General features: G+C 65.7%; 24 protein-coding genes and 1 riboswitch. Of the genes, 16 read left to right on the plus strand and 8 right to left on the minus strand.

From position 1 onward, the window contains the following. Positions 1–125 precede the first annotated feature (125 nt). From tyrS to ruvB, 10 genes are all read left to right on the plus strand, one after another. The gene (tyrS, locus tag V7778_RS14845; protein WP_335556498.1) at positions 126–1,391 is read left to right on the plus strand and encodes a tyrosine--tRNA ligase; all 1,266 of its coding nucleotides are present in this window, start codon (positions 126–128) and stop codon (positions 1,389–1,391) included. Further along, positions 1,388–1,846 carry a D-aminoacyl-tRNA deacylase gene (gene dtd / locus V7778_RS14850; RefSeq protein WP_335556500.1) on the plus strand — a complete coding sequence of 153 codons (459 nt, stop codon included), beginning with the start codon at positions 1,388–1,390 and terminating at the stop codon, positions 1,844–1,846. The genes tyrS and dtd overlap by 4 nt, the downstream gene beginning before the upstream one ends. 50 nt (positions 1,847–1,896) lie before the next feature. Then, positions 1,897–2,562 carry a YbhB/YbcL family Raf kinase inhibitor-like protein gene (locus V7778_RS14855; protein ID WP_335556502.1) on the plus strand — a complete coding sequence of 222 codons (666 nt, stop codon included), beginning with the start codon at positions 1,897–1,899 and terminating at the stop codon, positions 2,560–2,562. An 85-nt stretch (positions 2,563–2,647) separates the two neighbouring features. Continuing rightward, positions 2,648–3,289, plus strand: coding sequence for a histidine phosphatase family protein (locus V7778_RS14860; protein WP_335556505.1), 642 nt, complete (start codon positions 2,648–2,650; stop codon positions 3,287–3,289). A 315-nt stretch (positions 3,290–3,604) separates the two neighbouring features. Beyond that, a complete protein-coding gene (gene dusB, locus V7778_RS14865; RefSeq protein WP_335556507.1) occupies positions 3,605–4,630 on the plus strand; it encodes a tRNA dihydrouridine synthase DusB in 1,026 nt (341 codons plus the stop codon). Between the two features lie 81 nt (positions 4,631–4,711). Further along, positions 4,712–4,945: a helix-turn-helix domain-containing protein gene (locus V7778_RS14870; RefSeq protein WP_005667930.1), complete on the plus strand. Its 234-nt coding sequence runs from the start codon at positions 4,712–4,714 to the stop codon at positions 4,943–4,945. An 88-nt stretch (positions 4,946–5,033) separates the two neighbouring features. Then, the gene (gene purH / locus V7778_RS14875) at positions 5,034–6,620 is read left to right on the plus strand and encodes a bifunctional phosphoribosylaminoimidazolecarboxamide formyltransferase/IMP cyclohydrolase (protein ID WP_335556513.1); all 1,587 of its coding nucleotides are present in this window, start codon (positions 5,034–5,036) and stop codon (positions 6,618–6,620) included. A 126-nt stretch (positions 6,621–6,746) separates the two neighbouring features. Next, positions 6,747–7,298, plus strand: a complete 552-nt coding sequence (gene ruvC, locus V7778_RS14880) for a crossover junction endodeoxyribonuclease RuvC (RefSeq protein WP_335556516.1) — start codon at positions 6,747–6,749, stop codon at positions 7,296–7,298. A gap of 12 nt (positions 7,299–7,310) precedes the next feature. Beyond that, on the plus strand, positions 7,311–7,889 hold the full coding sequence (ruvA, locus tag V7778_RS14885) for a Holliday junction branch migration protein RuvA (RefSeq protein ID WP_335556518.1): 579 nt from the start codon (positions 7,311–7,313) through the stop codon (positions 7,887–7,889). Between the two features lie 3 nt (positions 7,890–7,892). Then, on the plus strand, positions 7,893–8,960 hold the full coding sequence (ruvB, locus tag V7778_RS14890; RefSeq protein WP_335556520.1) for a Holliday junction branch migration DNA helicase RuvB: 1,068 nt from the start codon (positions 7,893–7,895) through the stop codon (positions 8,958–8,960). A 213-nt stretch (positions 8,961–9,173) separates the two neighbouring features. Here ruvB and V7778_RS14895 read toward each other — a convergent pair whose 3' ends face one another. The 3 genes from V7778_RS14895 to V7778_RS14905 all read right to left on the minus strand — a co-directional run bounded on the left by V7778_RS14895 (position 9,174) and on the right by V7778_RS14905 (position 11,052). Beyond that, on the minus strand, positions 9,174–10,163 hold the full coding sequence (locus V7778_RS14895) for a zinc-dependent alcohol dehydrogenase family protein (protein WP_335556583.1): 990 nt from the start codon (positions 10,161–10,163) through the stop codon (positions 9,174–9,176). Between the two features lie 65 nt (positions 10,164–10,228). Beyond that, entirely contained in the window at positions 10,229–10,531 is a 303-nt protein-coding gene (locus V7778_RS14900) for an ArsR/SmtB family transcription factor (protein WP_335556522.1), read from the minus strand. Between the two features lie 116 nt (positions 10,532–10,647). Then, positions 10,648–11,052 carry a hypothetical protein gene (locus tag V7778_RS14905; protein ID WP_335556523.1) on the minus strand — a complete coding sequence of 135 codons (405 nt, stop codon included), beginning with the start codon at positions 11,050–11,052 and terminating at the stop codon, positions 10,648–10,650. A 306-nt stretch (positions 11,053–11,358) separates the two neighbouring features. Between V7778_RS14905 and V7778_RS14910 the strand changes: the two genes are divergently transcribed. Genes V7778_RS14910 through V7778_RS14920 form a run of 3 tightly spaced genes read left to right on the plus strand, consistent with a single transcriptional unit; the run spans position 11,359 to position 14,919 of the window. Continuing rightward, positions 11,359–13,182, plus strand: coding sequence for a CIA30 family protein (locus tag V7778_RS14910; RefSeq protein WP_335556525.1), 1,824 nt, complete (start codon positions 11,359–11,361; stop codon positions 13,180–13,182). A 28-nt stretch (positions 13,183–13,210) separates the two neighbouring features. Further along, the gene (locus V7778_RS14915; RefSeq protein ID WP_335556527.1) at positions 13,211–14,317 is read left to right on the plus strand and encodes a sensor histidine kinase; all 1,107 of its coding nucleotides are present in this window, start codon (positions 13,211–13,213) and stop codon (positions 14,315–14,317) included. After that, on the plus strand, positions 14,314–14,919 hold the full coding sequence (locus V7778_RS14920) for a response regulator transcription factor (RefSeq protein WP_335556529.1): 606 nt from the start codon (positions 14,314–14,316) through the stop codon (positions 14,917–14,919). The genes V7778_RS14915 and V7778_RS14920 overlap by 4 nt, the downstream gene beginning before the upstream one ends. On the opposite strand, the gene V7778_RS14925 is transcribed toward V7778_RS14920, so the two are convergent. The 3 genes from V7778_RS14925 to V7778_RS14935 all read right to left on the minus strand — a co-directional run bounded on the left by V7778_RS14925 (position 14,886) and on the right by V7778_RS14935 (position 16,308). Continuing rightward, entirely contained in the window at positions 14,886–15,383 is a 498-nt protein-coding gene (locus V7778_RS14925; protein WP_335556530.1) for a hypothetical protein, read from the minus strand. The two genes, V7778_RS14920 and V7778_RS14925, sit on opposite strands and share 34 nt — an antisense overlap. A 172-nt stretch (positions 15,384–15,555) precedes the next feature. After that, on the minus strand, positions 15,556–16,002 hold the full coding sequence (locus V7778_RS14930) for a DUF2147 domain-containing protein (RefSeq protein ID WP_335556532.1): 447 nt from the start codon (positions 16,000–16,002) through the stop codon (positions 15,556–15,558). 108 nt (positions 16,003–16,110) lie between these two features. Then, a complete protein-coding gene (locus V7778_RS14935) occupies positions 16,111–16,308 on the minus strand; it encodes a hypothetical protein (protein ID WP_335556534.1) in 198 nt (65 codons plus the stop codon). A gap of 164 nt (positions 16,309–16,472) precedes the next feature. On the opposite strand from V7778_RS14935, the gene V7778_RS14940 reads away from it, so the two are divergent. Then, complete coding sequence (locus V7778_RS14940; RefSeq protein WP_335556536.1) at positions 16,473–16,913, plus strand: DUF2214 family protein; 441 nt, start codon at positions 16,473–16,475, stop codon at positions 16,911–16,913. A 13-nt stretch (positions 16,914–16,926) separates the two neighbouring features. Then, positions 16,927–17,778 carry a penicillin-binding transpeptidase domain-containing protein gene (locus V7778_RS14945; protein WP_335556538.1) on the plus strand — a complete coding sequence of 284 codons (852 nt, stop codon included), beginning with the start codon at positions 16,927–16,929 and terminating at the stop codon, positions 17,776–17,778. On the opposite strand, the gene V7778_RS14950 is transcribed toward V7778_RS14945, so the two are convergent. Next, a complete protein-coding gene (locus V7778_RS14950) occupies positions 17,754–18,371 on the minus strand; it encodes a TetR/AcrR family transcriptional regulator (RefSeq protein WP_335556539.1) in 618 nt (205 codons plus the stop codon). The genes V7778_RS14945 and V7778_RS14950 overlap by 25 nt on opposite strands. Positions 18,372–18,453: 82 nt before the next feature. Here V7778_RS14950 and V7778_RS14955 point away from each other — a divergent pair, with 82 nt between their 5' ends. Continuing rightward, the gene (locus V7778_RS14955; RefSeq protein ID WP_335556542.1) at positions 18,454–19,521 is read left to right on the plus strand and encodes an MBL fold metallo-hydrolase; all 1,068 of its coding nucleotides are present in this window, start codon (positions 18,454–18,456) and stop codon (positions 19,519–19,521) included. A 65-nt stretch (positions 19,522–19,586) separates the two neighbouring features. Here V7778_RS14955 and V7778_RS14960 read toward each other — a convergent pair whose 3' ends face one another. Beyond that, on the minus strand, positions 19,587–22,397 hold the full coding sequence (locus tag V7778_RS14960) for a valine--tRNA ligase (RefSeq protein WP_335556544.1): 2,811 nt from the start codon (positions 22,395–22,397) through the stop codon (positions 19,587–19,589). 80 nt (positions 22,398–22,477) lie between these two features. Continuing rightward, positions 22,478–22,584: riboswitch (TPP riboswitch) on the plus strand. The last annotated feature ends 59 nt before the right edge of the window (positions 22,585–22,643 follow it).

Consider the following 22,643-nt stretch of genomic DNA (forward strand, 5'->3'; position numbering starts at 1 on the left):
AACTTCTAGGGACCGTAATTTCTTGTCGCTTTGAAAAGTTTTCGCAAAGCAACAGAAACAAGATCGAGCATCATACCACAGGTTATGGTCCTACAACCGTTTTAGCCTCTTTCCTACAAGAATTTATGACTTCCAACGCATCGGCCGGACACGGCAAACCGGTGAACCCTTCCACACCCCTGCCACTGACCGACAAGGTGCTCGAATCGCTCGCCATCGCCAAGCGCGGCGTGGACGAACTGCTGATCGAAAGCGAATTTGCCCAGAAGCTGGCGCGTTCCGAGCAGAGCGGCACACCCCTGCGCATCAAGCTCGGCCTGGACCCGACGGCGCCCGATTTGCACCTGGGCCATACCGTGGTGCTGAATAAACTGCGCCAGCTACAAGACCTCGGCCATCAGGTGATTTTCCTGATCGGCGACTTCACCTCGATGATTGGCGACCCGTCGGGCCGCAACGCCACCCGTCCGCCGCTGACCCGCGAGCAGGTCGAGGCGAATGCGATGACTTACTTCCGCCAGGCATCCCTGGTGCTGGACGCCGGCCGTACGGAAATCCGCTACAACTCCGAATGGTGCGATCCGCTGGGCGCACGCGGGATGATCCAGCTGGCCTCGCGCTACACCGTGGCGCGCATGATGGAGCGCGACGATTTCACCAAGCGCTACAAGAGTGGGACTCCGATTGCGGTGCATGAGTTCCTTTACCCTTTGATGCAGGGCTATGATTCGGTCGCTTTGCACGCAGATCTTGAACTTGGGGGCACCGACCAGAAGTTCAACCTCCTTGTTGGCCGCGAGTTACAAAAAGACTACGGCCAGGAGCCTCAGTGCATCCTGACCATGCCCTTGCTGGAGGGCCTGGACGGCGTCGAGAAGATGTCCAAGTCCAAGAACAACACCATCGGCATCACCGAGCCGGGCAATACCATGTTCGGCAAGCTGATGAGCATCTCGGACGAGATGATGTGGAAGTACTACGACCTGCTGTCCTTCCGCTCGCTCGACGATATCGCCCGCCTGAAGGCCGGGATCGCCGGCGGCGCCAACCCCCGCGATGCGAAAGTGGCGCTGGGCAAGGAGATCGTGACCCGCTTCCATTCGGCCCAGGCGGCCGAGGACGCGCTGGCCGACTTCGTCAACCGCTCCAAGGGCGGCATTCCGGACGAGGTGCCGGAAGTGGCGCTGTCGGGTGCGCCGATGGGCCTGCCGCAGGTGCTGAAGCAGGCCGGACTGTGCGCCTCGACCTCGGAAGCCATGCGCATGATCGACCAGGGCGGCGTGCGCATCGACGGCGCCGTGGTCAGCGACAAGGGCCTGCAGGTGGGCGCCGGCAGCGTGGTGGTGCAGGTGGGCAAGCGCAAGTTCGCCCGCGTGACCGTGTCTGCATGATCGGGCTGCTGCAACGAGTCAGCGACGCGCAAGTGCGGGTCGACGGCGACACCGTCGGCGCCATCGGTCCCGGCCTGATGGTGCTGGTCTGCGCCGAAAAGGGCGATACCGAGCGCGAGGCCGAGGCGCTGCTGGCCAAGCTGCTGTCCTACCGCGTCTTTTCGGATGACGCCGGCAAGATGAACCGCAGCGTGACCGACACCGGCGGCGGCCTGCTGCTGGTGCCCCAGTTCACCCTGGCGGCGGACACGAAATCGGGCACGCGCCCCTCGTTTTCGCCGGCCGCCGCGCCGGAAGACGGCCGGCGCCTGTTCGACCATGTCGTGCGCCAGGCCCGGGCCCGTCATGGCATCGTCGAAACCGGCCGTTTTGGGGCCGACATGAAGGTGTCTCTGACAAACGATGGCCCGGTGACGTTCTGGCTGCAGGTTGATCCGGTCGGGACTTCACGCTGAAACAAAGCGGCGCCGGGCGGGGTCAATAGCATCAGGGCCTGGGAGGACATATGAGAATCTGGAGCGATTCATTTGACGATGGCGGGGAGATCCCGTCCGAGTGCGCGTTCGCGGTCATCGACCCGGTCACGCACGTCAAGCTGTCGAGCAACCGTAATCCGCATATCGCCTGGGACGAGGTGCCGGCCGGCACCCAGTCGCTGGTGCTGATTTGCCACGACCCGGACGTGCCGTCCGAGGGAAGCGACGTCAACAAGGAAGGGCGCACCGTGCCGGCCTCGCTGCCGCGCGTGGACTTCTTCCACTGGACCCTGGTCGATATCCCGGTGTGCCTGAAGTCGCTGGCCGAGGGCATGTTCTCGGACATGGTCACGCCGCACGGCAAGCCCGGTCCGCTGGTGCCTTTCACCATCAAGAACGGCACCGAGCACCAGCTGCGCCATGGCGTGAACGACTACACGGGCTGGTTCGCGAGCGACCCCGACATGGCGGGCGAGTTCTATGGCTACGACGGGCCGTGCCCGCCCTGGAACGATGAGCGCATACACACCTATTTGTTTACGCTGTACGCGCTCGACATTCCGCGGCTGCCCCTGGAAGGGCGCTTCACCGGTGTCGAGGCGCGGCTGGCCATCCAGGGGCATATCCTGGACGAGGCGCGGATGTTCGGCGTGTATTCGCTGAACCCCGATGTCATGTCCGAAGTGCTTAGATAACCATTTACCAAAGGCTGCCCCGAGGTTCGGGTGCACGAACCTCATGCTGTCGAATATAGAAGCAGCGCCCGCGGGCGCGACCACGATGTTATTGATCCGCCACGGCGAGACCGCCTGGAACGCGGAGCGCCGCCTGCAGGGCCATCTCGACATCGCCCTGAACGCCGAGGGCGAACGCCAGGCCGCCGCCCTGGCCGCGGCCCTGGCCGGCGAGCCGATCGACCGCATCGTGTCGAGCGACCTGCAGCGCGCACGCCAGACGGCCGAGGCCATCGTGCGTGCGCGGCCGGCGGGTGGGCTGGTGCTGGAGCAGGACCCGGCGCTGCGCGAACGCTGCTATGGCGGCTTCGAGGGCTTGCTGTACAGCGAGATCGCGGACCGCTTTCCGCTCGACTTCGCAGCCTGGCAGGCGCGGCACGTGGATGCGAAGCTCCCGCCCGGAACGAACCAGGGCGAGAGCTTCCGGCAGTTTTTCGAGCGTGTGACCGAGGCGATCGCGCGCCATGCGGCCGGGCATCCCGGCAAGACCCTCGCGCTGGTGGCGCACGGCGGGGTACTCGAATGCGCCTACCGCGCCGCGCTCGGGCTGTCGCTGGAGACCCCGCGCGATTTCAAGGTGCATAACGCGAGCGTCAACCGCTTCGTGGTGGAAGAGGGCAGGCTCAGGCTGGTGAGCTGGGGTGAGGTGGAGCATCTTCGGCAGGTGGCGCTGGATGATTTGCCATAAGTAACTTCGGTCAGGACTTGGGGCCCCGCCCGCGCGGGGATGACCTTGTTTAGTGGTGCGTGAAACCTAATGACAGTGACTTCGGCGATACCCGTCGAGTCGTCATCCCCGCGAAGGCGGGGGCTCAAGTTCCCACCTAAGAGTTAGCCCATCCTGTTAGCGATACCCCTCAAGACCCTCGACAACGTTTCCATCCCCCCTTTTTTCTACCTTGCCAATATCGTACACGCAACAATTCCAACAAATTTGCTGATAATTTGAGCAGCGCTTGGGGTAAAATACTAGGTTCCCAAGAAACTTCTGTGACTTTCCGCTGTGCAAATCGGTCCTTACACGCTGCGTAATAATGTCTTCGTCGCCCCCATGGCCGGGGTGACCGACCGTCCCTTCCGCCAGTTGTGCAAGCAGCTCGGCGCGGGCTATGCGGTATCCGAAATGGCGGCGTCCAACCCGCGCCTGTGGGCCAGCGAAAAGACCTCGCGGCGCACCGACCACGCGGGCGAGATGGAGCCGAAGGCGGTCCAGATCGCCGGCGCCGATCCGCAGGACCTGGCCGATTGCGCCAAATTCAACGTCGAGCGCGGCGCCCAGATCATCGACATCAACATGGGCTGCCCGGTCAAGAAGGTCTGCAACAGCTGGTGCGGTTCGGCCTTGCTGCAGCATGAGGACCTGGTCGAGCGTATCCTGCACGCGGTGGTCGAGGCCGTCGACGTGCCGGTCACCCTGAAGTTCCGTACCGGCTGGGACCGCCAAAACAAGAATGCCCTGCGCATCGCGCGCCTGGCCGAGCAGGCCGGCATCCAGATGCTGACCCTGCACGGCCGCACCCGCGCCGACGGCTACAAGGGCGACGCCGAATACGACACCATCCGCGCCGTCAAGGCGGCGGTCGGCATCCCGGTGGTCGCCAACGGCGACATCACCACGCCCGAAAAAGCGAAGTTCGTGCTCGACTACACGGGCGCGGATGCGGTCATGATCGGCCGCGCGGCCCAGGGCCGCCCCTGGATCTGCCGCGAGATCGACCACTACCTGCGCACCGGCGAACACCTCCCGCCACCCGAGGTGGAAGAGGTGCGCGCCCTCATGAACGAACACCTGCCGGCCCACTACGCTTTCTACGGCGAATACGTGGGCGTGCGCACCGCGCGCAAGCACATCGGCTGGTACGTCCAGGACCTGGCCGGCGGGGAAGAGTTCCGCCAGCGCATGAACCTGATGGAATCGACTGCCGAGCAGCTGGCGGCCGTCGACGAGTTTTTCAAATCGCAACTTCGGTACGGCGAGCGGTTACAATACCGCCCCGCGCGTCCTGCCGATGAAGCGATCGCGGCATAAGCTTGACCACACAATAAAAATTATTTCGGGGACACGCTGCTGAGCAGCGGCGCAATCATTAACCAGGATGAAGCAGCAAACATGAGCAAAGAAAGTATCCAGGAAGTCGTCCAGAAGAGCCTCGAGGACTATTTCAACGATCTGGGCGAGCAGAAACCGACCAATATCTACGACATGATGGTCTTGACCGTTGAAAAGCCAGTGCTCGAAGTCGTGATGTCGCGTGCCGACGGCAACCAGTCGCATGCGGCCCAGATGCTGGGCATCAACCGGAATACTTTGCGAAAAAAACTGCAAGAGCACGGACTGCTCTGACGCGCGGGAATGGTGGCCGCGCGTTTACCGACGCGGCCGACCCAGGTCCGCCGTCCGGGCGCAAGAATTCTCAACAACAGGCCACACCATGATCAAACAAGCCCTCATCTCCGTTTCCGACAAGACCGGCGTGCTCGATTTCGCGCGCGCCCTCAGCGCGCTTGGCGTCAACATCCTGTCCACCGGCGGCACCGCCAAGCTGCTGCAGGACAATGGCGTCCAGGTGACCGAGGTCGCCGACTACACTGGTTTCCCGGAAATGCTCGACGGCCGCGTCAAGACCCTGCACCCGAAGGTGCACGGCGGCATCCTGGCGCGCCGCGACCTGCCCGAGCACGTCGCCAAGCTGGACGAGCACGGCATTCCGCAGATCGACATGGTCGTGGTCAACCTGTACCCGTTCCAGCAGACCGTCGCCAAGGAAGAATGCTCGCTGGAAGACGCGATCGAGAACATCGACATCGGCGGCCCGACCATGCTGCGCTCGGCGGCCAAGAACCACCGCGACGTGGTCGTGATCGTCGACCCGGCCGACTACGGCGTGGTGCTGGCCGAGATGAAGGGCACCGGCGAAGCGGCCGGCCCGGTCAGCTACGAGACCAAGTTCCGCCTGGCCAAGAAAGTGTTCGCCCATACCGCCCAGTACGACGGCGCGATCACCAACTACCTGACCAGCCTGGGCGAAGACCGCCAGCACGCCACCCGTTCCGGCTATCCGCAGACCCTGAACATGAGCTTCGAGAAGGTCCAGGACATGCGCTACGGCGAGAACCCGCACCAGGGCGCCGCCTTCTACCGCGACATCGCCGCCATCGACGGCGCGCTGGCCAACTACCGCCAGCTGCAGGGCAAGGAACTGTCGTACAACAACATCGCCGACGCGGACGCGGCCTGGGAATGCGTCAAGTCGCTGGGCGGCCTGGGCCAGCCGGCCGGCTGCGTGATCGTCAAGCACGCCAACCCCTGCGGCGTGGCGATTGGCACCGACGCCCTGGACGCCTACAACCGCGCCCTGCAGACCGACCCGACCTCGGCCTTCGGCGGCATCATCGCCTTCAACGTCGAAGTCGACGGCAAGGCGGCCGAGGCGCTGGCCAAGCTGTTCGTGGAAGTGCTGATCGCGCCGGGCTTCACGCCCGATGCGCGCCAGATCATGTCGGCCAAGCAGAACGTGCGCCTGCTGGAAATCCCGCTGGGCGCGGGCCAGAACCCCTACGACGTCAAGCGCGTCGGCGGCGGCCTGCTGGTGCAGTCGCCGGACGCGAAGAACGTGGGCCTGGGCGACCTGCGCGTGGTCACCAAGAAGCAGCCGACCCAGCAGCAACTGCAGGACATGATGTTCGCGTGGCGCGTGGCCAAGTTCGTCAAGTCGAACGCCATCGTGTTCTGCGGCAACGGCATGACCCTGGGCGTGGGCGCGGGCCAGATGAGCCGCATCGACTCGGCGCGCATCGCCTCGATCAAGGCGCAGAACGCCGGCCTCTCCCTGGCCGGTTCGGCCGTGGCCTCGGACGCCTTCTTCCCCTTCCGCGACGGCCTGGACGTGGTGGTCGATGCGGGCGCGACCTGCGTCATTCACCCGGGCGGCTCGATGCGCGACCAGGAAGTGATCGACGCGGCCGATGAGCGCGGCGTCGTGATGCTGTACACCGGTACCCGTCACTTCCGTCACTAATCTGCCTGCCGGCGGGATCCTTTCTGCGGATCCCGCCATCCAAGTGGTGTGATCAAAACCGCCACTTACTGTGTTTTTCTACAGTATTTTTCCCACGAACACCCCCAGCCGCTATATCATTCCACAATGATTATTCTCGGCATCGACCCGGGCCTGCGTACGACGGGGTTCGGCGTCATTGAAAAACATGGCGCGAAGCTGCGCTACATCGCCTCGGGCACCATCAAGACGGGCCTGGAGGGGGCGCTGCCGCCGCGCCTGAAGATCATCCTGGATGGCGTGAGCGAAGTCGTCGCCACCTACGCGCCCATGTGCGCGGCCATCGAAAAAGTCTTCGTCAACGTCAATCCGCAGTCGACCCTGCTGCTGGGCCAGGCGCGCGGCGCCGCGATCACGGCCCTGGTCGGCGCCGACCTGGATGTCGCGGAGTACACGGCGGTCCAGGTGAAGCAGGCCGTGGTCGGCACCGGCAAGGCCGCCAAGGCCCAGGTCCAGGACATGGTCTCGCGCCTGCTCAAGCTGCCGGGCCTGCCGGGCAGCGACGCCGCGGACGCGCTCGGCGTGGCGATCTGCCACGCCAACACGATGGACGCGCTGGCCCTGATCCACGCCGCCGCGCCGGCGGTGCAAGGCCTGCGCATAAAGGGGTTGAGCATGAAGCGCAACCGTCTCGTCTAAGGGAACAAGAACATGATCGGACGCCTTTCCGGAATCCTGCTCGAAAAAGCGCCACCCCACGTGCTGGTGGACTGTAACGGCGTCGGCTATGAAGTCGACGTGCCGATGAGCACCTTCTACAACCTGCCGCATACCGGCGAAAAGGTGGTGCTGTTCACCCACCTCGCGGTGCGCGAGGACGCCCACCTGCTGTTCGGCTTCGGCTCCGCGTCCGAGCGCGCGCTGTTCCGCCAGCTGGTCAAGATCACCGGCATCGGCGCGCGCACCGCGCTCGCCATCCTGTCCGGCATGACGGTGGCCGACCTGTCGCAGGCCGTTACCCTGCAGGAAGCCGGCCGCCTGGTGAAGATCCCCGGTATCGGCAAGAAGACCGCCGAGCGCCTGCTGCTGGAACTCAAGGGCAAGCTGGGCGCCGACATCGGCGTGGTGGGCGGCGCCGTGCGCGACGATGCCCAGGCGGACGTGCTCAATGCGCTGGTCGCTTTGGGGTATTCTGACAAGGAAGCGCTCCTCGCGATCAAGAACATGCCGGCCGGTTCGAGCGTGTCGGATGGCATCAAGTTCGCCCTGAAGGCGCTGTCGAAAGCCTAACGCATGAGCATCCAGACCGACAACTTCACCGAGCAGCGCATCATCGATTCCGCGCCGGCCTCGCCCAACGAGGAGGCGATCGAACGCGCCTTGCGCCCGAAACACCTGGAAGAATACGTCGGCCAGGAAAAGATCCGCGACCAGCTCGAGATCTTCATCCACGCCGCGCGCAAGCGGCGCGAGGCGCTCGACCATACCTTGCTGTTCGGTCCGCCGGGCCTGGGCAAGACCACGCTCGCGCACATCATCGCGCGCGAGATGGGCGTCAACCTGCGCCAGACGTCCGGCCCGGTGCTGGAGCGCCCGGGCGACCTGGCCGCGCTGCTGACCAATCTCGAGCCGAACGACGTGCTGTTCATCGACGAGATCCACCGCTTGTCGCCGGTGGTCGAGGAGATCTTGTATCCCGCCCTCGAGGACTATCAGATCGATATCATGATCGGTGAGGGGCCGGCCGCGCGCTCGGTCAAGCTCGACCTGCAGCCTTTCACCCTGGTCGGCGCCACCACCCGCGCCGGCATGCTGACCAATCCGCTGCGCGACCGCTTCGGCATCGTGGCGCGCCTGGAGTTCTACAACGTCGACGAGCTGACCAAGATCGTGGCGCGCAGCGCCGCGCTGCTGGAAGCGCCGATCAAGGAAGAGGGCGCGCGCGAAGTGGCCAAGCGTGCCCGCGGCACGCCACGTATCGCCAACCGGCTGCTGCGCCGCGTGCGCGACTATGCGGAAGTGAAGGGCAACGGTGAAATCACCGTCGACATGGCGGACCGCGCCCTGAAGATGCTCGACGTCGACACCGTCGGCTTCGACGTCATGGACCGCAAGCTGCTGGAAGCGGTGCTGTTCAAGTTCGCCGGCGGCCCGGTGGGGATCGGCAACCTGGCGGCGGCGATCGGCGAAGCGGCCGACACCATCGAGGACGTGCTGGAACCCTACCTGATCCAGCAAGGCTATTTGCAGCGCACCCCGCGCGGGAGGATCGCCACGCCGCTGGCGTACCAGCATTTCGGCGTGACCGCGCCGCGCATCAGCCCCACAGGCGACCTCTGGGATAATCTGCCGCCCGCTTGACGGGGCCTCGCCGGCTCCGCCAGTGCATGGCGCCACGCTTGCTCATGCCGACGGCGCTATCGAGGTCCTCGACTTCTTCCTCGGCAGAACCGCTTTCTTCGATGTGCTAGACCATCGGTTCATCCAAAGATCAGCCTGCAAGGCATCACGAAGCGGTCAGGATCTTCACTGGTTTCACATCCCGGCGTGTCATCGTCGAGTGATCGCCATCGCTCAGGCGCCATTGCTCGCAGGGTCGGCCGACGGCCGGACTGCAATTGCAATCTTTCCCCGTAGGCCATGGCCAGGACTCTCCAGCTTGCGATGGGCGAGCGGGATATCCGCCAGCGAATACACGGCCCCGATATGCGGCCGCAGCTGGCCGCGCGCCACCAATGCACTCAACTCATCCAGCTTGCCGCGGTGTTGTCTGGTGAATACAAAGTGATAGCTGGCGTTCTTGCCCCAGGCCTGTACCACATTTTGTGGCTGAGAAATGTCCACAATCGTGACGACGCGGCCAAGCTGTGCGAGCGCGTCCGGGCTGCGCGACAAGGTATCGCCACCGATGGTGTCGAACACCACATCGACTCCGCGGCCGTCCGTTTCACGCATGATGGCGCTGACATAATCTTCCGTTTCATAATCGATGACCACGTCGGCACCCAGCCCCCGGACGAAGTCGGCGTTCGCCCCGCGGACGGTCGTGAACACCCGCGCGCCCATGGCTTTTGCGAGCTGGATCGCTACATGGCCGACGCCACCCGCGCCGCCGTGCACCAGGATGCTTTCCCCCACCCGCAACGCGGCGCGCACGACCAGTGCTTCCCAGGCCGTCCCGCCAACCAGGCTCAGGCTTGCCGCCTCGAGATGGCTCAGCGAAGGAGGCTTCTTGCCGACGATGCTTTCGGAAGCAAGGTGGTACTCCGAATAACTTCCCGGCCCGTCGAATATTTGCGGGGTATACCAGACCTCGTCCCCTGGCGAGAAAGCGGTCACGCCCGATCCCACTGCTTCGACGATGCCGGACACGTCATGCCCGGTGATGGCCGGGAGAGGCACGAGGTCGGCATAATCGCCGCGGCGGACCTGGTAATCCAGAGGGTTGATGGAAGTGGCGTGCACCTGGACCAGCACTTGTCCGGCGCCTGGGACAGGCTTGGGCAGGTCGCGGAGTTCAAACGCTTCGGAACCGCCAAATGACGTGAGTAATAGTGCTTTCATGCTCATTCTCGTTTCGTTAAAAAGGGATATCGCTAATTATCGATATATTGTGATAAAAAAATGGGCTACAAGTCTTTCCCGATGATGTCGGCAAGGGCGCTGATGGCTGCTTCGTTCCGCTTGTAATAGGTCCATTGGCCGATACGCCTGGCTTCGACCAAGCCCGCTCTTTGCAAAGTTGCAAGATAGTCGGATACCGTCGACTGGGACAATCCAACGCCTTCCTGGATACTGCTGACGCAGACCCCCACCGTATGCACGTCGCCCTCATCCTGCGGAGGGAAGTTCCTGGCCGGATCCTTCAAACCTTTCAGGATGTCGAGGCGCGTGCGATTGGAAAGGGCTTTGAAGATTTCTAGCAGGTCCATGCGGCGAGTATATCGAGATTCACCGATATGTCAATGAGGGGGGAGCACCGTCCCGCAGGGCTGGCACGAGTCCAGGACAGGGAAGGACCGGACGGGCGCTTCCCCGCCAGCCCGGTTCAGAAGTGCGGCTCGCAGGTCTCGCGCGCGCGCAAGCGGCGATGGCCTTGCGCGCTGACGACCGGCACCACGAAGGTCATGTAGAGCACGACCGTCAGCATCAGCATCAGGCTGCAGCCCCACAACATGAATTCCGAGCCGCCGCGCCACATGACGGCCAGGCCGGCCAGCAACGGCGCGGCCAGCAGCAGGCCCGCCAGCGAGCGTAGTGCGGGAGAGCGGCGCATGCGGTGGCCGGTCATGCCGATCAGGAAGAATCCGGAAGAGGCCAGTACCAGGCCCGCGAGCATGGCGCCTGCCTTGAGCGCGTCGGGCATGGCGCCCCCGGTTGGATAGAGTACGACGGGCGGCGCAACCAGGATGAAGATGCCGGCCACGAGACACAAAAGACGCACGAAGATCATGGCCGCTCCAGTTTCTGCAGTAAGGAGAACAATTCGATGGCGTTCATGGGGTTTTACCGTTTGATCTTACGCCTGCCGGATCGGCGGCAGCTCAAAAGATAGCATAAAAGCAATGTCAAGGCCGTCACGGTATGTCGCCCGTGCGCGACAAGCTGCCTGATATTTGTTGACTGAAGTTCAACTTTATCGCTATGGCTGAGCTGCCGTTCGCATGACAATTGTCATGCGGTTTTGATGGCAAGGGTCTCTGCCGCCGCCATTCCCGCTTCCGCATACTGGGTCCATCAACCACCCTGCGAGGAACGCATGAACACCACTGCCCTGAAAGCCGTACTGGCCGCCGCCGGCTTCATCCTGAGCGGCGCCGCGCCGGCCGCCGCTACCCTGGTCCAGGACGTCCGCGTCTTCGACGGCAAGAACGCCCACCAGCGCCGCTCGGTGCTGTTCGAGGGGGGCGTGGTCGTCGACGCCGACTTCCGTGGCCCGGTTCCGCCGGGCGCGCGGGTCGTGCCGGGGGCAGGGCGCACCTTGCTGCCGGGCCTGATCGACTCCCACACCCATGCCTTCCGCGACCACGACCTGCCGCTGCTGTTCGGCGTCACGACCCAGGTCGACATGTTTACGGGCGTGCCCCTGATGCGGGAAATGAAGGCCGCCATGAAAGCCGGCAAGAACGCGGGGCGCGCCGACATGTTCTCGGCCGGCACCCTGGTCACCGCGCCGGGTGGCCACGGCACCCAGTTCGGCATGGCGATCCCGACCCTGGCCCGCGCGCAGGACGCCCAGGCCTTCGTCGACGCGCGCATCGCCGAAGGCTCGGACTTCATCAAGATCGTGATGGAGGGCGGCGGACATGGCATGCGCAAGTTCGAGACGCTCGACCTGGCCACCGTGCAAGCCGTAATCGGCGCCGCCCACCGCCGCGGCAAGCTGGCCGTGGTCCACGTCAGCACCGAGCAGGATGCGCGCGCCGTGCTGGAAGCCGGCGCCGACGGCCTGGTGCACCTGTTCCCGGGCGAGGCGGTTCCGCAGGAGCGCGCCGACAGCCTGGCCAGGCTGGCGCGCGCCAAGGGCGCCTTCGTGATCCCCACTTTCACGGTGCTGGAAAGCATGGCCGGCACGCGCGAGGACGACCTGCTGCGCGATCCGCGGCTGGCCGGCTTGCTGGACGGCGAAGCCCAGGGTCAGCTGAAGGCGCGCTATGGCGCCACGCGGCAGCCGGCCCTGCTGGCGGCCCCGCGCATGCTGACCACCGCACTGCGCCGGGCGGGCGTGCCGCTGCTGGCCGGCAGCGACGCCGGCAATGCCGGCACCCAGTACGGCATCAGCATGCACCGTGAACTGGCGGCCCTGGTCGAAGCGGGCCTGAGCCCAGCCGAAGCCCTGGCGGCAAGTACGAGCGCGCCGGCCGCCGCCTTCAAGCTGGGCAGGCGCGGCTGCGTCGCCAAGGGCTGCAAGGCCGACCTGCTGCTGGTCGAGGGCGACCCCACCACCGACATCACGGCCACGCGCCGCATCGTCGAAGTGTGGAAGGACGGCGAAAGCGTGAACCCGATGCGCGACGCAAAGCGCGGGCAGGTCGCCCAGGCCGCACAGGCCAAGGCGGCGGGCAGCAAGCCTTTGGTGCTGCCGCCGGACGGCCGCATCAGCCTGTTCAGCGAAGCGAAGCTGGGCAGCCCCTTCGGTTCCGGCTGGATGCCGACCACCGACGCCGTCGCCGGCGGCAAGTCCACCACCACCCTGGCGGCGCAGCCGGCCCTGGGCGACGGCCAGGTGCCGCTCGCCATCTCGGGCAGCATCGCGCCCGACCTGCCCTACGCCTGGGCCGGCGCGGCCTTCATGCCGGGCGAGCGCCCGATGCAGGCGGTCGACCTGAGCGCGGCCAGGCTGGTGCGCTTCAAGGTGCGCGGCGACGGCGGCACCTACCGCGCGATGATGATGGCGCAGGGCGTGGCCATGCCGGGCTATGCGTCCTTCACCGCGGGGACGGAATGGGCCGAGGTGAGCATTCCCTTCAGCGCCTTCCGCGGCATCGATCCGGCCCAGGCGACCATGATAGGATTTACCGCCGGGCCCAAGGCCGGCGCCTACCGCTTCGAGATCGCCGACGTGCGCCTGCTCGAACGCTGACAACGATGAGAACAGGACGAGAGCGGGCATGAACAAGATCAGACGCGTGCTGGCAGGTCCGTGGACCCCGCCGGAGCTGGGCAAGATGCCTTACCTGTGGCTCCTGAGCCTGGGCTTCATGGGGTGGAAGTACGCCTACGTGTCGCCCTCGCTGCTGGAAGCGGCCCTGCTGGCCCTGACCTTGCTCGTCTTCGTGCCGCTGTACTTCTTCGGCTTCTGGGCGCGCGGCCGGCAGGTGGGCGCCTGCATCGTGGCGTCCAGCCTGATCGGGGCGCTCTGGGCGCCGCACAATGCCGGCGCCGCCAGCTTCTTCATCTTCGCCTGCGCCATGTGCGGCGGCGTATCCACCACCCGCCGCGCGGTTCCCATCGCGCTCGCGGTCCTGGCCTTCGCGTCCCTGGTCTCGCTGCGGGTGGATTTCATGCGCATGACCTTCCTGCTGCCGGTGCTGACCGTCGGCCTGCCGGTGGCGATGTCGGCCATCATGGACCGCCGCCTGCACCAGTCGCGCGCCCAGCTGCTGCGCAAGCAGGAAGAGGTCGAGCATTTCGCCCGCATCGCCGAACGCGAGCGCATCTCGCGCGACCTGCACGACCTGCTGGGGCACTCGCTGTCCCTGATCGCCCTCAAGGCCGAACTGGCGGGCAAGCTGGCGCGGCGCGACATGGATGCCTGCGCGCGCGAGATCGCCGACATCGAAACCAGCGCGCGCCAGGCCCTGGCCGAGGTGCGCGCCGCGGTCACGGACGTTCGCCAGAGCGGCCTGGCGCAGGCGCTGGCGAGCGCCCGCGCCAGCCTGGCCGCGGCCGACGTCGCGCTCACCGAGCAAGTCGAGCGCTTCCCGCTGGCGCCCGCCGCCGAGCACGTGGTGGCGCTGGCGCTGCGCGAAGCCGTCACCAACATCGTGCGCCACGCCGATGCGCGCCGCTGCAGCTTGTCGCTGGCCCAGGAAGGCCGCGTTGCCGTGCTGCGGGTGGCCGACGACGGCCAGTTGCGCAGCGAGGAGGGACTCCGGCGCGGCAATGGCCTGGACGGCATGCGCGAACGCGTCTCCGCCATCGGGGGCCGGCTCGCCCTGCATGTGCGCGGCGGACTCGAACTCGAACTGCATGTCCCGAACGAGGTGGCCAATTGATCCGCATCCTGATCGCCGAAGACCAGAAGATGGTGCTGGGCGCCTTGAGCGCCTTGCTGCGCCTGGAACCCGATTTCGACGTGGTCGGCAGCGCCGGCAACGGCCGCGACGCGCTCGCCCTGTGCGCCGAGCTGGCGCCGGACATCGTCCTGACCGACATCGAGATGCCGCACATGACCGGCCTGGAACTGGCCGCGCGCCTGCGCGAGGCGAAGTCGCCGTCCAGGGTGATCGTGGTGACGACCTTCGGGCGCAGCGGCTACCTGCGGCGCGCGCTGGAAGCCGGCGTGCGCGGCTACCTGCTCAAGGATGCGCCGGCCGATGCGCTGGCCGAGGCGATCCGCACGGTGCACGGGGGCGGCCGCGCGATCGCGCCCGAGCTGGCCGTGGAGAGCTGGAGCGGCGGCAGCGATCCGCTGACCGAGCGCGAACGCCAGGTGCTGCGGCTGGCGGGGGAAGGGCGCAGCAGCGCCGACATCGCGCGCCAGGTGCATCTGTCGGAGGGAACGGTGCGCAACTACCTGTCGGAAGCGATCAGCAAGCTGGGCGCGGGCAACCGCGTGGAAGCCTACCGGACGGCGCGCGACGCCGGCTGGCTGTAGCGCCGCTTGCCCGGCTGCCCGCTCGGCGGCGCAGGCGACGCCTTACGCGGCGTGGGGACGACCATCAAGGGATGGATAAAGCTCAAGTAGAGCAGGATGGTCAGCACCAGCAAATAGGCGCAGATGCAGACCATCATCAGGTTGTCGCCATGCCAGATCACGATCGCGCTGGCGCCGAAGGGCACCAGCAGCATCAGCGCCGCGAACGAGCGCAGCACGGGCGAGCGGTTCATGCGGTGGCCCGTCATGGCCACCAGGAAGAAGCCGGTCGAGGCCAGCGCCAGTCCCAGCAGGCAAATATAGGGTTCGGCCGCGTCCGGGATACCGTGCGCGGTGGAGGCCAGCAGGGCTGCCGGCAGGAGGATGCCGAACACGCCGCCGGCCAGGCTCAGCAGGCGCAGCACGCGCATGGCCCGGCCCCGGAAGAAGGGCCGCGCGGTGTGCGTGATCGGTGGCGGATTCATGCTCGGTGGCTCAGGATGACGTCGTCTTGGCATTAGCATAGCCGCAATCATGCGTCCGCCAAAATGCTTGCGTGCGCAACATCGTCAGTGTGGACTTCGCTGCGGTGACGTAGGGTCGGCGGCGAAGCCGCCAAGCCCACGAAAAAGCGGCCGCTTGGGCCGCTTCGTGATCTTACTGGTCGCGCACCCAGGTCTGGGAGCGGCCGAACATCGGCGCGCCGATGTAGCCGCGCACTTCGAGCTTGCTGCCGCCATCCTTCAGGCTGGCCTTGCTCTTGTAGGTCTTGCCCTTGGCCGGGTCGAGGATCTCGCCGCCCGTGTACTCGTTGCCGTCCTTCTTGAGGCCCGAGAGGATGGTCAGGCCGATCATCGGCTGGTCCTTGAGCGCACCTTCGCACTTCACGCACTTCGGATTCTGGTCTTCGTTGGCGGGGCGGAACAGCTTTTCGATACGTCCGGTCAGGACGCCCTGTTCTTCCGTGATGCGGACCAGGGCCTTCGGCTTGCCGGTTTCGTCATCGATGGTTTTCCAGGTGCCGACCGGCGAAGCGTTTTGCGCCCAGGCGGCAGGCATCGCGAGCAGGGCGGCAATCAGGCTGACGCGCATCAGGTGTCGCATTTGGGTCTCCAGTGTTGTTGTTGGTGCTGCCCAGTGTAGCAAACCCCATCCGTGGCGGGTGGGTGCGAAATCCGAGGACTTCCTCCAATTTTTGGACGGGCGTACGGTTCAGGGAGTGGTGGGCAGGTCGATGCTTGGGAGCTGGTTGCGGCGCTCGGCGGGCCGGGTCAGCACGCGCAGGGTCACTTCGAGCGGCACGCCCATGCCGGCCAGCTCGCGTGCCACGGTCGGCCGGCCGTTGCTGGCGGCTTCATGGATCACGTTCTCGATGAGCAGGGCGGTCTTGTAGTCGGTTCGTCGGTCCATGCAGCGATCCTAACACGGCTAGATCGATACGCGTTTCCGAGAATGAAGTTTCAAGGAAACCGCCGTCGTCACCCCGTGCCGGGTGCTGGTCCCGGGATGGTTGAGACGCACCGCATCCCGGCATATCATTGCGTCCTGATTAATGTTGCTCACCGGAGAACGCGATGACCGATTTGCTGCTCGCTGTCCTGCATCACCTGGGAATGTTCGCCCTGTTCGGCGTACTGGCCGTCGAGCTGACGGTCGTCAGGCCCGGCATGACGACCGGCCAGGTCGCCCTGGCCGCGCGCATCGACCGCCTGTACGGCCTGTTCGCCATGGCCATGATCGCCATCGGATTCGCGCGCGCGGTCTTCGCCGCCAAAGGCTGGGACTATTACGCACATAACGGCTTCTTCTGGGCCAAGATCGCGACGTTCGCGGGGGTCGGCGCACTGTCGGCGCGCCCTACCATCCAGTTCATCCGCTGGCGCCGCGCGAGCCATCGCCCGGACGACACCGAAGTCGCGCGCGTACGGCACCTCCTGCATGCCCAGGCGGCGCTGTTCGCCTTGATCCCCATCTTCGCGGCGGCCATGGCGCGCGGTTATGGCAGCTTCAACTGAGCTGAGAGACAGCATGCATGCCTTCCTGCGCGCCGCACGCCCGCTCATGCTCCTGCTCCTGGCTGCCGCCCACTCCGCCCACTCCGCCTTGCCGGACGTCGACATCGGCGCCCGCTTCCGCGAGGCGGACGTGGAAGGAACCTTCGTGCTGCTCGACGGGCAAAGCGGCGCGCTGCGGCGCCATGCGCCGGACCGCGCGGCGCGGCGCTTCCTGCCCGCCTCGACCTACAAGATCCCGCACACCCTGGTCGCCCTCGAGACCGGGTTGGCCGAGGGCAAGGACTTCGGCCTTGCCTGGGACAGCGTACGCACGCCGCGCCAGCCCTGGTGGCCGGCGGTGTGGGCCCGCGACCATACCCTGGAGTCGGCGCTGAAGCATTCGGCGATCTGGTATTACCAGGAAGTGGCGCGGCGGGTGGGGCCGGCGCGGATGCAGTCCTATGTCGACCGCTTCGGCTACGGCAATCGCGACCTCTCCGGCGGCATCGACCGCTTCTGGCTGACCGGCGGCCTGCGCATCTCGGCCGACGAGCAGGCCGCCTTCCTGCGCCGCTTCCATGCCGGGAAGCTCGGCCTGTCGGCGCGTACGACCCGGCTGGCCAAGGAGATGCTGGTGCTGGAAGAGACGCCGGACTACCGCCTGAGCGGGAAGAGCGGCTGGGCGGGACTGGGCGAGGAAGGACAGCCCCAGCTCGGCTGGCTGGTGGGCTACCTGGAACGCAAAGACGAGGTCTACTTCTTTGCGCTGAATCTCGACATCAAGCGCCCCCGGGATACCGGTGCGCGCATGGCCATCGTCAAGGCGGTGCTGCGCGACTTCGGATTGATCCGCCCGTACTCTCAGCCGGTCGCGGCGGCGAAATAAGACAGGAACATCGACACCGCGGCCTCGATCACCCGTTCCTGTTCTTCCGGCCCGAGCCGCGGGGCGCCCATCGCGATCTGCGGCCAGAAGGCGAAGGTTTTCACCTGGCCTTGCAGCAGGGTGGCTGCAAAGGCCGGATCGCCCGGCTTGAGCTTGCCGTCGGCCTGCGCCGCGCGGATCCAGGCCGTCACGCCTTCCTCGCGCTCCCCCAGGCGGCACAGCACGGGCAGGGCGCGCTCCGGGGCGTGGATCGCCTCGCCGACCGCCACGCGCGCCAGCGCGATGAAATCCGGATCGTCCAGCGAACGCATCTTCAGGCGCATGAGTTCCGTGAGCTGCTCGCGCAGGCTGCGGTCGCTCCGGTAGCCCAGCTCCAGCATCCCGACGCTGGATTCGAACATCTGCGTGATCGTCGCCGCGAACAGCTCCTCCTTGCTGGAGAAGTGGTTGTACACGGTGCGCTTCGACACCTGCGCGAGCGCGGCGATGCCATCCACGCTGGCGGTCTCGTAGCCATGCTGGCGGAACTGTTCGGCCGCGGCGGCGAGGATGGCGCTGCGCTTGCGGTCGGTAAGGCGGGTAGGAACGTTCATGCGCAAATTTTACACTCAGTAGTTTACTTTCCCAAATCTATAAACTACACTGTGTAGTGTACATTTTGCGTCAAGATCAACCATGCGCTTCCTGCTCGCCCTCCTTTTCCTCGGATTGGTATCGACCATGACCTACTGCACCCTTGCCCCGGCCGCCGTCGCCCACAGTTCACCGCAATTCCAGGACGGGAAATTCCGCAATCCCGTCCCCATGCGCAAGACCAGCTTCGGCGAGATGGCGCGCCTGTGGTGGACTTTCCTGTTCGACAAGCCAAGCGGCACCGTCCCGCTGCAGCCGGTGCCGGTGCGCGGCCTGACCCGGGATGCGCTGCTGGCGGCGCCCGACAACATCCTGTACCGCCTGGGCCATTCGACCATGCTGATCAAGCTGGGCGGCGAGTTCTACCTGACCGACCCGGTGTTTTCCGAACGCGCCTCGCCGGTGCAGTGGGCCGGGCCGGCGCGCTTCCATGCGCCACCGATCGGCATCGCCGACCTGCCGCCGATCAAGGCGGTGATCCTGTCGCACGACCACTACGACCACCTGGACCACGCCGCCATCATGGCGCTGGCCGCCAAGACCTCGGTCTTCCTGACGCCGCTGGGCGTGGGCGACCGCTTGATCGGCTGGGGCGTGGAGCGCGCCAAGGTGCGGCAGTTCGACTGGTGGCAGGACACGGAAGTGGGCGGCGTGCGCTTCGTGGCCACGCCGGCACGGCACTTCTCGGGGCGCGGCCTGGGCGACGCTAACTCCACCCTGTGGGCATCGTGGGTGATCCTGCACCAGGACCTGCGTGTGTTCTTCAGCGGCGATACCGGCTACTTCGACGGCTTCAAGGAGATCGGCGCCAAGTACGGACCCTTCGACCTGGCCCTGATGGAAACCGGCGCCTACGACAAGCAGTGGCCGGACGTGCACATGCAGCCGGAGGAAACCCTGCAGGCTTTCCTGGACGTGAAAGGGAAGTGGCTGCTGCCGGTGCACAACGGCACCTTCGACCTGGGCCTGCATCGCTGGCAGGAGCCTTTCGACCGCATCGCCGCGCTGGCGCAGCAGCAGGGCGTGGCGCTGACCACGCCCGAGATGGGGGAGCCGCTGCACCTGAAGCAGCCGCATGCGGGGCATGCGTGGTGGAAGAACCTGGAGTAGCTTCACACCCTCACCATAAAAAACGCGGCCGCACGGGCCGCGTTTTCGTTGCATCGCCTTGCGTATCAGGCGGCCGGCAGCTTGGCCAGCTGTTCTTCCATCTTGGCCAGGGTAGCCGAGAAGTTCGCCACGCGTTCCTGCTCCTGCGCGACCACGGCGGCCGGGGCGCGCGCCACGAAGCTTTCGTTCGACAGCTTGCCGTTGGCCTTGGCGATTTCGCCCTGCACGCGCGCGATCTCCTTCGACAGGCGCTCGCGCTCGGCGGCGACGTCGATCTCGACCTTGAGCATCAGCTTGGTGGTGCCGACGATCGACACGGCGGCCGGCGAATCCGGCAGCGCGTCGACGATCTGCACTTCCTGCAGCTTGCCCAGCGACTGGATGTAGGGAGCGAACACCGCCATGCGGGCGCGGTCCTCGGCGTTGCCCGGTTCCAGGAACAGGGGCACGCGCACCGACGGCGACAGCGACATCTCGCCGCGCAGGTTGCGGGTGGCGTCGGTCAGGGCCTTGAGCTGGTCCATCCAGGCTTCCGCTTCCTCGCTCACGAAGGAGGTGTCGGCCAGCGGGTAGGGCTGCATCATGATGCTGTCGCGATTTTCGCCCGCTCCCTTGCCGGCCAGCGGCGCGATGGCCTGCCACAGGGCTTCGGTCACGAAGGGAATGATCGGGTGCGCCAGGCGCAGGATCACTTCCAGCACGCGCAGCAGGGTGTGGCGGGTGGCGCGCTGCTGCGCCTCCGTACCCTGCTGGACCTGGACCTTGGCCACTTCCAGGTACCAGTCACAGTACTCGTCCCACACGAACTTGTAGATGCTGCTGGCGATGTTGTCGAAGCGGTAGTCGGCGAAGCCTTTCGCCACGTCCAGCTCGACGCGGTTCATCAAGGAGACGATCCAGCGGTCGGCCTGCGACAGGTCCGCCTCTTCAGGCTTGCCGCAGTCCTTGCCCTCGGTATTCATCATCACGAAGCGGGTGGCGTTCCACAGCTTGTTGCAGAAGTTGCGGTAGCCCTCGCAGCGGCCGAGGTCGAAGTTGATGTTGCGGCCCAGCGAAGCATAGCTGGCCATGGTGAAGCGCACGGCGTCGGTGCCGAAGGCCGGGATCCCGTCCGGGAATTCCTTGCGGGTGGCCTTGGCGATCTTCTCCGCGGCGCGCGGGTCCATCAGGCCGGTGGTGCGCTTGGCGACGAGCGTTTCGACGTCGATGCCGTCGATCAGGTCGATCGGGTCGAGGGTATTGCCCTTCGACTTGGACATCTTCTGGCCCTGCGAGTCGCGCACCAGGCCGTGCACGTACACGGTCTCGAACGGCACCTTGCCGGTGAAGTGGGTGGTCATCATGACCATGCGCGCCACCCAGAAGAAGATGATGTCGAAGCCGGTCACCAGCACCGAGGACGGCAGGAACATCGACATATCTTTGCTCTGCTCCGGCCAGCCCATGGTGGAGAAGGGCACCAGCGCCGACGAGAACCAGGTGTCGAGCACGTCGTCGTCGCGGCGCAGTTCGCCGGTGATGCCTTGCGCTTGCGCCTTGGCCTTGGCTTCTTCCTCGTCGCGCGCGACCACGATATTCCCAAGCTCGTCGTACCAGGCCGGGATGCGGTGGCCCCACCACAACTGGCGCGAAATGCACCAGTCCTGGATGTTGCCCAGCCACTGGTTATAGGTGGTGGTCCAGTTCTCGGGCACGAACTTGATCTCGCCGCTGGCGACCTTTTCCAGGGCCACGTCGGTGATCGACTTGCCCGGATTGAAGGTGCCTTCCGGCGCCGGCTTGCTCATGGCGACGAACCACTGGTCGGTCAGCATCGGCTCGATCACGACGCCGGTGCGGTCGCCGCGCGGCACCATCAGCTTGTGCGGCTTGACCTCGGCCAGGAAACCCTGGGCGTCGAGGTCGGCCACGATCTGCTTGCGCGCGGCGAAGCGGTCCAGCCCCTGGTATTGCGCCGGGCCGTTCTCGTTGATCTTGGCGTCCAGGGTGAAGATGTTGATCGGCTCGAGCTTGGCGCGCTGGCCGACCGCATAGTCGTTGAAGTCGTGGGCCGGGGTGATCTTCACGCAGCCGGTGCCGAATTCCTTGTCCACGTAGCTGTCGGCGATCACCGGGATCTGGCGGCCGGTGAGCGGCAGGGTGAGCATCTTGCCGACCAGGTGCGTATAGCGTTCGTCGGTCGGGTCGACCGCGACCGCGACGTCGCCCAGCATGGTCTCGGGACGGGTGGTGGCGACCGTCAGCTGGCCCGAGCCATCGGCCAGCGGATAGTTGATATACCACATCGAGCCGTCTTCTTCCTGCGAATCGACCTCGAGGTCGGACACGGCGGTGCCCAGCACCGGGTCCCAGTTGACCAGGCGCTTGCCGCGGTAGATCAGGCCTTGCTCGAACAGGCGCACGAAGACTTCGACCACGGTCTTGGAGCGGGTCTCGTCCATCGTGAAGTATTCGCGGGTCCAGTCGGCCGAGGCCCCCAGGCGGCGCATCTGGCCGGTGATGGTGTTGCCCGACTTTTCCTTCCACTCCCAGACCTTCTCGAGGAAGGCTTCGCGGCCGAGGTCGTGGCGCGAGATCTTCTGGGCGTCGAGCTGGCGCTCGACCACGATCTGGGTCGCGATGCCGGCGTGGTCGGTGCCCGGCACCCACGCGGTGTTATGGCCGCGCATGCGGTAATAGCGCGTCAGCCCGTCCATGACGGTCTGGTTGAACGCGTGGCCCATGTGCAGGGTACCGGTCACGTTCGGCGGCGGCAGCTGGATGCTGAACGACGGCTTGCCCTCGTCCATGCTCGCGGTGAAGTAACCGCGCTGTTCCCATTCGGCGCGCCAGTATTGTTCAATGTCCGCTGGCTCGAAAGACTTGGCTAATTCCATGATGTGGTGGCGTAAAGATTTTGCGAAAAGAACCATTATAGAGTAGAAGCCGTTATAATTCGGCCCGTCCACCGCAAGGTGGCACACGCTAGGGGTCCTGCCTGTCGCAAGTGCGACACGCGGGTGAGAAATACCCTCCGAACCTGATCTGGATAATGCCAGCGAAGGGAAGCAGTCGGAATCGCCGCAGCGCCGCACGTCCGTGCCGTGCCTGCGCATCCCGGCACACTCCTTTGCTGGCTCCTG

Origin of the sequence: Massilia sp. DD77 (assembly GCF_036961685.1) — a bacterium.
Lineage (GTDB): Bacteria > Pseudomonadota > Gammaproteobacteria > Burkholderiales > Burkholderiaceae_D > Telluria.